This is a genomic window from Bifidobacterium sp. (assembly GCF_051876855.1).
In the GTDB taxonomy this organism is placed as follows: domain Bacteria; phylum Actinomycetota; class Actinomycetes; order Actinomycetales; family Bifidobacteriaceae; genus Bifidobacterium.
Genome location: NZ_JBJEIH010000097.1, coordinates 16,405 through 27,524, shown reverse-complemented (window position 1 = coordinate 27,524; position 11,120 = coordinate 16,405). Strand labels below are relative to the sequence as shown.

Genomic DNA, 11,120 nt, shown 5'->3' with positions numbered 1-11,120 from the left:
TACAAATCACCGATTTCAACCACCCCAGCCTGCATTGTGCGAGCTAATCCTCACACAACGACCACCAGACCCAACCGCTCGATCGAACCAGGCCACCCCAGTCGTCACCATGCGAGCCAATCCTCACACAGAACCGGCTGAACACCTACAAATCACCGATTTCAACCACCCCAGCCGGCATTGTGCGAGCCAATCCTCACACACCGCCGTATGACCGGACCGGTCCGGCGATTTTGCCGCCGAAGCCGCCCTGCTACGAGCGCGGATTGCCGAACCAGCCGGTGTAGATGATCGAGAAGTTGCGGTTGCCGTATGCCGAGCAGGAGTCGCCCTCCCCCGCTCCAGCTGCGAGCGCCGCCGTGTTCGGCTGGTAAGGCGTGTAGATGTACAGCAGCGCGGTCGCCTTGTTCTCGATGTACACCTGGCTGCCCCCGCAACTGGCGTTCGGATTGTATTGGATGTAGTTCATGCCGCCTGCATGGTACCCGTACGTATCCTCATGCTGCAGATAGTATTTGTAGCGTTTCGCGGCACCATACACTTGCCGGAAGAACCCAGCGTACTGCGGGTCGCAGCTTGCGTCGTCCGGACAACTCAAGCCCATCGCAGCCTTGAACTGGAAGGCGGTCGTACTGGTCGCAGTAACCAGGTGCTGCTCCTTCTGCAGCACGGTGAGCAGGACTTTCGGGCTGACTCCGCAGGCTTTCGCTGATTTGCTGATGATCGCGGCAGCGGTTTCGCCTTGCGCCCCTTGGTATGCCTCACATTCGCTGCCGGCGGGCTCGTTCTCGCTATCAAACGTCATGACGCGCAGGCATTGGCTTCCCGTGCATGATGCGCCTTCCTTGTCGAGAAACGCCTGGATTTCCGCTTGGCTCATGGCGTTGCCGTTGAAGAACTGTCCGTCGGAGATGATGTTGCCAGGGTTGAATCCGTACTTTTCCGCGGTTTGATTCTGCCGGTATTGGGCGATGGCGATTTCCGTCCGCCACTGCACCACCCGGATCAGCCCCATGACCAGTGCCATCGCGCAGATGATCGCCACCATGGTTTCCAGCGCAATCAAGCATCGTTTGCCGGGATTCGCTTTCTTCCATGCCTTGCGATACCGGGTTTGCAATTGCCGTATTGCTTTCGAGAACGATGAAGCTTTCCGCCCACCGCCGCGTGGGGATGCGCCCATTGACGATGAACCGCGCGACTGCGAGGCGCGCGACGACGACCCCCGCGCAGATTTGGCGCGCCCCGCGGACTGTACGCTGGAGCCGGCACGCCGTCCGGAACCTCGTCCTGTTGATGATTTCACGGCACGTCCCGATTTCGGCTTGCCCGAAGATGTCGAGGCTTCCGCCTTCGCCGCCGCGTTCGTCGTGCTACCCAATGTCGTCGATACTCCCGGCTTTACCGTTTTTGCTGATGCTGTTAATTCCGTTGATTCTGATGACTCCGTTGATCCAGTGAAATCAGTTTTCCCCGCGGGTTCCGCCGTTCCAGTTGATTCCGCTGGTTCCATCGCATCCGTTGTGTCGGCAGGTTCCGCCATCGTTTTGGAGACCTCAGATGACGCGGCATGCGGCACCTTCGTTCCGACCCTCGACTCATTCTTGCTCGGAATCGGATCTTCCGCATGATTGCGAACGGTGTCATCCCCGGCATCAGGGTCGTTGCTCCCCTTATCATGCCGTTCGTTCAAGGTCATCGCTGTCATCACTGCCATTGTAAGGCGTCGTCAGCCCCAACGCTCGCGCATCGCCGAACTGCTAGGCTCCGAGCTCCGCGCGCGTCGGGTGCAGCCCGCTGACCGTCAAAGCGGCAAGCAGCGCGAACACCGCACCGAAAGGCCCAAGCCAAGTCAATCCAAGCTCATCGTTGACGACACCGCCAACCGCCGACCCGAGCGCGATACCAATGTTGAACGACATGGAGTTCAATGACGCCGCGAGATTCATCGATCCGGGGTGAGCTTGGGCCGCAACATCCATGTACAGCACCTGGGATGCGGAATTCTGCAGATACATGAACAGGCCCAGCACGATGAGCAACAACGCACCGGCGACCGGCAGAAGCTTCGCGAATGCGAGCAGACACAGCAGAACCGCCTGCATCAGGTAGATGGGCCGGATGCGAGCGAGAGGCGCCACACCGGTCCCACGATTGGCAAGCCTGCCACTGTACAGATTACTGCACAGACACGCCGCACCGAATACCATCAGTCCGATGCTGACAAAGCGTTGGGGAATCCCGATTTCGTCGCGCATGATCGGCGTCAGATACGTGTAGAACACGTAGCTGGCGGCCGCCCCGAACATCACCGCGAACACGCCCAGCCGGATGCGGCGATCGGCGAACAGGCGAAATTGCGGCAGAAAACCGATGGTCATCGGGTGGCTGTTGCGCGGCAACACAAGAATCATGGCGAACATCAATGCGATAGTCAGTATGACGATCAGCGCGAATGCGGCACGCCATCCGAAAGTTCCCGCGACCCACGTACCCACGGGCACGCCGACGACCGAAGCAATCGAGAAACCTGAGAACACCCACGCGATAAACCGCGTGCGATTCGCGGCGCTGGATACATCTGGCGCGTACGTCATGGATACGGCGACTGTGGTACCGGCCACGAGGGCGATCATAATGCGCGCAATGAGCAGAATCGGATAGTTCGGCGCGACCATGCACAGAATGTTGCCAACGAGGAACACCGCGACCAACGTCATATGCGTGGCGAAACGCGGGAAGCGCGCCGAAAGCGCTGAGCCAATCGGCGTTGCCGGGGCATATGCGACCGCGAACAGGGAGACGAGGTTGCCTACGGTGACTTCGCTGATGCTCAATCCGCGTGCGATTTGCGGCAGGATGCCAACCATGATGAATTCGCTGAGCCCCAGCATGAAACTCAGGGCGACCAGGGTGACGACCGCGGGCGTAAAGAACCGCTGGTGTCGGACGGCGGCATCCTCACGGCCATGACCGCAAGGCTGACCGGCCTGATGCCTTTGATCGCTCGGCACGTTCTGCGTGTCTTGCGGTGTCAGCGTACTCTGTGGCGCCTGCGTCTCTTGCGATGTCAGCGTGCCCTGTGGTGTCTGCGTGTTTTGTGGAATGCCTGTCGTCGTACTCTGCGTGTGTGTTTCGGCCATGCGCCACGTTCCTCCTGTACGACCCGTCCGGCCGCCCATCCCAGTGAACCACCGGGTGTGCCCGAACGCCCGTCCTCTGGCGCGTCAACCATCCGACGTCCCCGTCCACCGCCACCCGTCCACCGCTCTCTTTCGCCTCTCCCCCACAAACCGTCTACGCAAAACCGCCTGCCAGCGTAACCAGTTTGTACAAGAAATTGCGCAGGAAACGCAACACGCCGCAAACGCCACACAGACACACCACCACGCAAACACACCACCACACAGACACACCACCACATAGATACGCCAAAGCCCCGCTGCGATTGACGCAAGCGGGGCTGACGGTACTGTGTGCGCTGCCCGAAACACCGATTCGGCAGCGTGAACACCCGGGATTACAGGCGCTGCAAATACTTGCCGAGTTCGTACGGCGTCACCTGACGGCGATACTCCTCCCACTCCTGGTGCTTGTTGCGCAGGAAGTATTCGAAGGCGTGCTCGCCCAAGACACCGGCGACAAAATCGGACTTCTCCATGATCTTGAGCGCCTCGTCGAGCGATTCCGGCAACGGCTGAATGCCCATCGCCTTGCGCTCGGCATCGGTGAGCTCCCACACGTCGTCGCTGGTCGGCTCACCCAAGGTCATCTGCTGTTCGATGCCGTCAAGGCCGGCTGCAAGCAACACGGAGAACGCGAGATACGGGTTGACCGCCGGGTCGAGCGCGCGGAACTCCATACGCGCGGAATTGCCCTTGCCCGGCTTGTACTGCGGGATACGCAGCAGCGCGGACCGGTTGTTGTGGCCCCAGCAGATGTAGCTCGGCGCTTCCGCTCCACCCCACAGGCGCTTGTACGAGTTGACGTACTGGTCGGTGACCGCGCAGATTTCCGCCGCATGGTACAGGATGCCGGCGGCGAACTGTCGGGCGATAAGCGACATGTTGAACTCCTGGCCTGCCTCGTAGAAGGCGTTCGAATCGCCTTCGAACAGGCTCAGATGCGTGTGCATGCCGGAACCCGGCTGGTCGGCGAGCGGCTTGGGCATGAAGCTCGCGTGGATGCCGCGTTCGAGGGAGATCTCCTTGACCACCGTGCGGAAGGTCATGATGTTGTCCGCGGTGGTCAGCGCGTCGGCATACCGCAGGTCGATCTCGTTCTGGCCGGGGCCGGCCTCATGATGCGAGTATTCGACGGAAATGCCCATCTGCTCGAGCATGTTTACGGTCGCACGGCGGAAGTCCATCCCCGGGCTGCGCGGCACGTGGTCGAAGTACCCGCCTTCGTCGATGGGCGTGGGGGCCTTGGACCAGTCTTCCTGATTTTCAAACAGGTAGAACTCAATCTCCGGGTGCACATAGAAGGTGAAACCCTTTTCCTTGGCTTTGGCGAGCGCCTGCTTGAGCACGTGCCGCGGATCGCCGAGCGACGGTTCGCCGTCCGGGGTGAGGATGTCGCAGAACATGCGCGCAGTGCCTTGCGGGCCGCCACGCCACGGCAGGATCTGGAAGGTGGACGGATCAGGCTTGACAATCATGTCGTCCTCGGAAACACGCGTCATGCCTTCAATCGACGAACCGTCGAAGCCAAGTCCTTCCTCGAACGCCGCTTCGAGTTCGGCGGGGGCGATGGCCACTGATTTCAGTGTTCCCAATACATCCGTGAACCAAAGTCGGATGAAGCGCACGTCTCGTTCTTCAACCGTGCGCAGGGCGAACTCTTGCTGTTTATCCATAGTCCTCATCGTCCCATCGAAATATTACAGACATGCTACACGGTTGCGATATTCCCGTGACCATGCTGCGTTTTGCGTTGTGTTTCGTGTGTTGACCCGCTGATTTCGCAGGTCTTCATTGACCTTGGCGGATTCCTGTTGCGAGGCGCGCGGCCGTGTCGGCCGGCGGTCGAGGCTGATTGATTCGGCTACCCCGACCGCCGACTGCCGTCAACGCGCCACTTCGAGTGCTTCCTCGAGGGTGAACGCACGCGCGTACAGCGATTTGCCGAGAATCGCCGCATCCACGCCGAGCGGTGCGAGCTCCTTGATGGCGCGCAGGTCGTCGAGGCTGCTTATACCGCCGGATGCGGTGACATGTGCGTCGGTACGTTCGGCGACCTCACGAAGCAGGGTCAGGTTCGGCCCGCTCATCATGCCGTCACGCGCCACATCGGTGACGACGTATCGCGAGCAGCCGACGGAGTCGAGGAACGCCATGGTTTCGAACAGGTCACCGCCCTCTTTGACCCAGCCACGGGCGGCGAGCGTATGTCCACGCACGTCGAGGCCGACAGCGACCCGATCACCGTACTTCTTGATGACCGAAGCGGTCCAATCAGGGTTCTCGAGCGCTGCAGTGCCGATGTTCACGCGCGCGGCGCCTGCGTCAAGCGCTGCTTTCAAGCTGTCGTCGTCACGCACGCCGCCGCTCATCTCGATATTGACTTTCTCGCCCAGCTCCTTGACGATCGCACTGAGCTGGTCACGGTTGTTCCCGGTGCCGAATGCTGCGTCGAGATCGACGAGGTGAATCCATTGCGCGCCGGACTCCACCCAAGTGCGGGCGGCTTCGAGCGGGCTGCCGTAATCGGTTTCCGAGCCGGATTCGCCTTGACGCAGACGGACCGCCTTACCGTCACGCACGTCTACTGCCGGGAGAAGGGTGAGTGCCATATTGCCCTCGATTCTGCGGGTGTCCCGCTGTCAGTGCCGGAATACCGGCTGTTTCGGATGCTGTGTTCAGATGCTTGTATTCTCTCGGGCAGCCGCCGATGCGGCGACCTGTGCCGCGGCAATGGCCTGCGCCTGCTGCGGCGCGAACTGCCACTGCCCGGATGTCACATTGCCCGGATGTCACACTGCCCGGACCGCTTAGAAGGTCGAGACCCAGTTACGCAACAGCTGCGCACCCGCCTCGGCGGATTTCTCCGGGTGGAACTGGGTGGCGAACAGCGGTCCGCGCTCATAGGCCGCCACGAACCGGCTTCGCCCATACGTGCACCACGTCACCTTCTGCTCTTCCCCGCCGAAATCGATGTCTTCGGTGCCGTTTTCCACCGGCTGAGCGTCCATCGCCGCATAGGAGTGCACGAAGTAGAACCGCTCCCCGGTCAACCCGCGCAGTAGCACGGAGCCTTGCGGCGCCTCAATGGTGTCCCATCCCATATGGGGGACCACATCGGCATCCAGCAGATTCACATCCCCGTGAATCAGCCCCAAGCCGTCCGCCGGCTTGCCGAGCTCGTTGCCATGGTCGAACATGATTTGTTCGCCGACGCACACGCCGAGTACCGGCCGTCCAGCACGCAGACGATCGTAGACCACGCGGTCGCCACCGACCTTGCGCAGACTATCCACGCAGGCACCGAATGCCCCGACGCCGGGCACGACAAGACCGTCGGCCTCAACTGCCTGACGATGGTCCGACGTGAGGGTCACATCAAGACCAAGATTGGCGAGCGCGCGCACCATGGAGCGCACATTGCCGAAACCGTAGTCAAAGACCACTACCGATGTCATCGTTGTCCTTCCTTTCGTCGGGGGCCGGCATGTGTGCGGCCCGCCGTCCGGTGTTCGTGGACGTTTCCACGGTACTCCGGGATTGTTACCGTGTTCCCGTCTCGCGGCACGCCTTGGATGCGGCGTTACGAGATGGAGGAATTGCCGCGTCCGAATCTGGTATGCTTCGCGAGCACCGCCAAAGCCCCATCGTGATCAAGATCGGCGGAATCGAAGCTCTTGCGGTCGGCGAGGATATCCTCGAGCGGGGTGATGCCGAGCATCAGATCCTCAACGAATGGAGCCGCGGAGGCGAACAGGATCGGCGGCGCGAACTGCTCCCCCGCCTGACCTTGCAGAAACAGCGTGGCTTCGAGCTTGTCTGCGCGATTGACGGTGAGAATCACCGGCATACCAGACACCACGGTCGTCAAGTCCTTGGCTGCGGCTTCCGGGCTGTCGCCGTCAAGGTTGCGCAGGACGGCGACGGCGCCTTGCGGGTCATCGAGGCAGACGGCGCTGATGTCGCTGAGCTGGCAGAATGCGGCAAGCAATTCGGCCGAGGTCAGACGGGTGATAATCGCCGCCGCTTTCGCCTTGTTGCCGAGCAGCCCCTGCAACTCGTCGTCGAAGCTCGCTTCGATGGATTGCTGGGTTTCCGGCTGATCCGGGGACTCTCCGGTACCGTCGCCGGCAAATAGCGTGTCGTCCTGGCCGAAGCCGGAATCAGGATCCTGGGAATCAGGACCTTGTGAATCCTGGTTCTGGGAATCCTGCGACTGATTGAATTCTCGCTCGAAATCAGCCATCGCGGCGTCAAGGTCAGCGTCGTTGAAATGCAGACCGTCATCGTTGCCAGAGTTGCCGGAGTTTCCGGAATCACCGAAATTCCCGGATTCGCCGGCACCGCCGGACAGACCGGAATCGTCGCGATCGCCGGGGGTCGTCGTATCGTCGGCCATCACAGGGCTCCCTTGGTGCTGGGGATGCCGTCGACGCGCGGATCGGGCTCGATGGCGAACCGCAGCGCGCGGGCGACTGCCTTGAACTCGGCTTCCGCGATATGATGCGGGTCGCGACCAGCGAGCAGTTGCAGGTGCAGGCAGATGCCGGCGTGCAACGCGATGGATTCCATCACGTGACGGACAAGCGAGCCGGTGAAATGTCCGCCGATCATGCAGTATTCGAAGCCTTCCGGCTCTCCGGAGCACACCACGTACGGGCGGCCGGAAATGTCGATGACGGCCTTGGCAAGCGCCTCGTCCAGCGGCACGGTGGCGTCGGCGAACCTGCGGATGCCACGCTTGTCACCGAGCGCCTGACGCAGGGCCTCGCCGAAGACGATCGCAGTGTCTTCGACCGTGTGATGCACGTCGATGTCGGTGTCGCCGCTCGCCTTGATGTTCAGGTCGATAAGCGAATGCTTGCCGAGCGCGGTCATCATATGGTTGTAGAAGGGCACCGACGTGTCGATCTGGGTTTTGCCCGTGCCGTCAAGGTTCAGCGACAGGTCGATGGTCGACTCGCTGGTCTTGCGCACAATGTGGGCTGTACGTGCCATGTTTCCTCCTCAGTTCCGGCCTGCGGCGACAGACCGGTGTGCGGCTTTCCGTCAATGCTCGTTGGTTTGCGGGTTCGCTGGCTTGCTGGCTCGTTGCCGAAAACCGCATCGATGGACTTGTTGTCTTAGCGATGTTCGCGCTATTCGGCTTCCACGATGCGCAGCACTTCGGCGAGCGCTTCACAGAAGCGGGCCATCTCGTCGTCGGTGCCCATGCACACGCGCAGCCAGCCGTCCGGGCCGACCACGCGGATGAGGATACCGCGGTCGAGCAGTTCCTGGAAGATCCGCTCACGATTGTCGAAATGCCCGCCGAACAGCAGGAAGTTCGATTCGGAATCTGCGACTTGAAGCGGGACGCCCTTGTAGGTCTGGCGTTTGAGCCATGCTGCGGTCTGGTCGCGCACTTCGCGCAAGTGGGCGACACGGCTGAGCTGCTCGTCGGTGTGTTCGAACGCGGCGAGGGCCACGGCCTGAGTCACGGCGGACAGGTGGTAGGGCATGCGCACGATGCGCACGCTGTCGATGATGCCCTTCGAAGCGGCGAGGTAGCCGACGCGCGCGCCAGCATAGGCGAAAGCCTTGCTCATGGTGCGGCTGACCGCGAGGTTTTCATGCTTGTTGATGAGCGTGACCGCGCTCGGCGTGCCCGGGTTGCGGAACTCCACGTAAGCCTCGTCGATCACGAGGATCGGGTGAACTCCAGGCGCCGCGCCGGCGACATCAGCCTGTTCGCAGGCCGCAAGCAGGCGTTCGGTGTCTTCGAGCGGCAACGGGGTACCGGTCGGGTTGTTCGGGCTGGTGAGCAGCACCATGGACGGCTTGATGTCGTTGATTGCCTCGATGGTGCGGTCCACGTCAAGCGTGAAATCGGCGTTGCGGTGGACGACCTTCCACCCGGTGAACGTGTCGCGTGCGTATTCGGGGTACATCGAATACGTGGGGTCGCAGCTCAGCGCGGTGCGGCCGGGACCGCCAAAGGCCTGGAACAGCTGGAGCATGATTTCGTTCGAGCCATTCGCGCCCCACAGCTGGCTGATATCAAGCCGGGCGCCGGATTCCTTGGCGAGGTAGTCGCTGAAGGCCTGACGCAGCTTGATATGCTCGCGATCCGGGTAGCGGTTGAGCGTGGGGGCGATATCGCGGACACGTTCGACGATGGTGTCGATGACGTCCGGGTTCGGCGGGTACGGGTTCTCGTTGACGTTGAGACACACCGGCACGTCGAGCTGCGGGGCGCCGTACGGTTCCTCGCCGATCAGGTCGTTGCGCAGCGGGAGGCTGGAGGGGATGGTGTTTTCGCTCATCGCAGTCCTGCCTGCTCTTCCTGCTGCTTGATGGTCGCCTTGTCGTACGGATCGGCGATGAAGCGGCTCAGCACGCTCTCACCATGTGCGGGCAAATCCTCGGAAACGGCGAAGGTGTTGATACGCGCGGCGAGCGCCTTCAAGCCTTCCTCGTCGTATTCGATGACTTCGACCGGCTTCATAAAGGTGTGCACGCCCAGGCCGGAGGCGAAGCGCGCGGTGCCGGAAGTCGGCAGCACGTGGTTCGAGCCGGACATGTAGTCGCCCAGCGGGACCGGAGAGTACGGGCCGCGGAAGATCGCGCCCGCATTCTTGATGCGCGGTACGACGGCATTCGGGTCGGCGGTCTGGATTTCCAAGTGTTCCGCGGCATACGCGTTGGCGGCATCGATGGACTGGTCAAGATTGTCCGTCAGGATGATGCCGGACTGGCGGCCAGTCAGGGAGGTGGCGACGCGCTCGGCGTGCTCGGTGCGGGGCACGCGCTGGTCGAGGCTGGCCTGCACCTGCTTGGCAAAGTCCTCGGAATCGGTGATGAGGACGGAGCCGGCGAGCTCGTCGTGCTCGGCCTGGCCAATCAAATCGGCGGCAACCCAGCTGGGGTTCGCGTCCTTGTCGGCGATAATGGCGATTTCCGTAGGTCCGGCGACCGCGTCGATACCGACGATGCCGGAGACCATGCTCTTGGCGGTGGCGACGAAGATGTTGCCCGGGCCGGTGATCTTGTCGACCGGTTCGCACAGGACCTCGCCGTCCTGCGGCTCTGAGCCCTTAGCTCCGTAAGCGAACATGGCGATTGCCTGGGCACCGCCGACCGCGTAGACCTCGTCGACACCGAGGATGGCGCAGGTTGCGAGGATCGTCTTGTCGGGCAGACCGTCGGCGGTCGCCTTGCTCGGCGGGGTGGCGATGGCAAGCGATTCGACGCCGGCCGTCTGGGCGGGCACCACGTTCATGATGACCGAGCTCGGGTACACGGCCTTGCCGCCGGGCACATACAGGCCGACACGCTGGATGGGGATCCAACGCTCCGCGACACGGGCGCCGGGAGCCAAATCGGTGTGGAAGTCCTGCGGCACTTGGGAAGCGGACACCGCACGGCTGCGGCGGACGGACTCCTCGATGGCGGCGCGCACTTCGGGATCAAGCTCGTCAAGCGCCTGCTTCATGGCCTCGACCGGTACACGCAGATGCTCGGGACGCACGTGGTCGAACTTCTCCTCGAAATCGCGAAGGGCCGCAGCACCGCGGTCACGGACATCATCGAGGATCGGACGCACCAGATCGGTGGCTTCCTTCGTGCCCATCTCGGCACGTGGCATCGCCGCCAGCATCTCGGCACGGGTGAGGCGCTTTCCGCGCAGGTCAATGATTCGCATGGTATTGTCGCTCATACCCTCACATGGTAGCAACGGGCGAAAACCTTGCGCGGAAAAATCCCGGACTGCTGTCACATGCTGAGATGAGGCCACTGCGACAGGGCGTGACGGGACGCGTCTATGGCCAACCCTAAGCTATCTCGCCGCCATGCAACACAGCAGTCGCACCACGGGCAGATACCGACGGAAATCCAGTTCCGCACGACGATATCTGTCTGCCGTGCGACACCCAAATCACACCGCAGACAGATACC

10 protein-coding genes are annotated in these 11,120 nt (G+C 62.1%); 1 reads left to right on the top strand and 9 read right to left on the bottom strand.

Features of this window, described 5'->3' with window-relative positions:
• Nucleotides 1-253: 253 nt before the first annotated feature.
• Complete coding sequence (locus tag ACI38B_RS06590; RefSeq protein ID WP_439730052.1) at nt 254-1,120, bottom strand: hemagglutinin; 867 nt, start codon at nt 1,118-1,120, stop codon at nt 254-256.
• Here ACI38B_RS06590 and ACI38B_RS06585 point away from each other — a divergent pair.
• The gene (locus ACI38B_RS06585; protein WP_439730054.1) at nt 1,014-1,631 is read left to right on the top strand and encodes a hypothetical protein; all 618 of its coding nucleotides are present in this window, start codon (nt 1,014-1,016) and stop codon (nt 1,629-1,631) included. The two genes, ACI38B_RS06590 and ACI38B_RS06585, sit on opposite strands and share 107 nt — an antisense overlap.
• A 129-nt stretch (nt 1,632-1,760) precedes the next feature.
• Here ACI38B_RS06585 and ACI38B_RS06580 read toward each other — a convergent pair whose 3' ends face one another.
• The 8 genes from ACI38B_RS06580 to hisD form a co-directional block, all read right to left on the bottom strand.
• Complete coding sequence (locus ACI38B_RS06580) at nt 1,761-2,894, bottom strand: MFS transporter (protein ID WP_439730053.1); 1,134 nt, start codon at nt 2,892-2,894, stop codon at nt 1,761-1,763.
• A 626-nt stretch (nt 2,895-3,520) separates the two neighbouring features.
• Nucleotides 3,521-4,858 (bottom strand): type I glutamate--ammonia ligase, encoded by a 1,338-nt coding sequence (gene glnA, locus ACI38B_RS06575; RefSeq protein WP_015450119.1) that lies wholly within the window; start codon nt 4,856-4,858, stop codon nt 3,521-3,523.
• Nucleotides 4,859-5,068: 210 nt separating this feature from the next.
• Complete coding sequence (gene priA, locus ACI38B_RS06570; RefSeq protein WP_439730051.1) at nt 5,069-5,794, bottom strand: bifunctional 1-(5-phosphoribosyl)-5-((5-phosphoribosylamino)methylideneamino)imidazole-4-carboxamide isomerase/phosphoribosylanthranilate isomerase PriA; 726 nt, start codon at nt 5,792-5,794, stop codon at nt 5,069-5,071.
• A 198-nt stretch (nt 5,795-5,992) separates the two neighbouring features.
• Nucleotides 5,993-6,640, bottom strand: coding sequence for an imidazole glycerol phosphate synthase subunit HisH (gene hisH, locus ACI38B_RS06565; protein ID WP_439730050.1), 648 nt, complete (start codon nt 6,638-6,640; stop codon nt 5,993-5,995).
• A 125-nt stretch (nt 6,641-6,765) separates the two neighbouring features.
• Nucleotides 6,766-7,581, bottom strand: coding sequence for a hypothetical protein (locus ACI38B_RS06560; RefSeq protein WP_439730049.1), 816 nt, complete (start codon nt 7,579-7,581; stop codon nt 6,766-6,768).
• Nucleotides 7,581-8,180, bottom strand: coding sequence for an imidazoleglycerol-phosphate dehydratase HisB (gene hisB / locus ACI38B_RS06555; RefSeq protein WP_015450115.1), 600 nt, complete (start codon nt 8,178-8,180; stop codon nt 7,581-7,583). Before hisB ends, ACI38B_RS06560 begins: the two co-directional genes overlap by 1 nt.
• Before the next feature lie 140 nt (nt 8,181-8,320).
• Nucleotides 8,321-9,487, bottom strand: a complete 1,167-nt coding sequence (locus ACI38B_RS06550; protein ID WP_439730048.1) for a histidinol-phosphate transaminase — start codon at nt 9,485-9,487, stop codon at nt 8,321-8,323.
• Entirely contained in the window at nt 9,484-10,881 is a 1,398-nt protein-coding gene (gene hisD, locus ACI38B_RS06545; RefSeq protein ID WP_339562130.1) for a histidinol dehydrogenase, read from the bottom strand. The genes ACI38B_RS06550 and hisD overlap by 4 nt, the downstream gene beginning before the upstream one ends.
• Between the last annotated feature and the right edge of the window lie 239 nt (nt 10,882-11,120).

Excerpts from the sequence above, each read along its gene's own strand:
- hisH (WP_439730050.1), bottom strand. The coding sequence starts at position 6,640 with ATGACATCGGTAGTGGTCTTTGACTACGGTTTCGGCAATGTGCGCTCC.
- ACI38B_RS06580 (WP_439730053.1), bottom strand. The coding sequence starts at position 2,894 with ATGCTGGGGCTCAGCGAATTCATCATGGTTGGCATCCTGCCGCAAATC.
- ACI38B_RS06560 (WP_439730049.1), bottom strand. The coding sequence starts at position 7,581 with ATGGCCGACGATACGACGACCCCCGGCGATCGCGACGATTCCGGTCTG.
- priA (WP_439730051.1), bottom strand. The coding sequence starts at position 5,794 with ATGGCACTCACCCTTCTCCCGGCAGTAGACGTGCGTGACGGTAAGGCG.
- hisD (WP_339562130.1), bottom strand. The coding sequence starts at position 10,881 with ATGAGCGACAATACCATGCGAATCATTGACCTGCGCGGAAAGCGCCTC.
- ACI38B_RS06585 (WP_439730054.1), top strand. The coding sequence starts at position 1,014 with ATGACCAGTGCCATCGCGCAGATGATCGCCACCATGGTTTCCAGCGCA.
- hisB (WP_015450115.1), bottom strand. The coding sequence starts at position 8,180 with ATGGCACGTACAGCCCACATTGTGCGCAAGACCAGCGAGTCGACCATC.
- glnA (WP_015450119.1), bottom strand. The coding sequence starts at position 4,858 with ATGGATAAACAGCAAGAGTTCGCCCTGCGCACGGTTGAAGAACGAGAC.
- ACI38B_RS06550 (WP_439730048.1), bottom strand. The coding sequence starts at position 9,487 with ATGAGCGAAAACACCATCCCCTCCAGCCTCCCGCTGCGCAACGACCTG.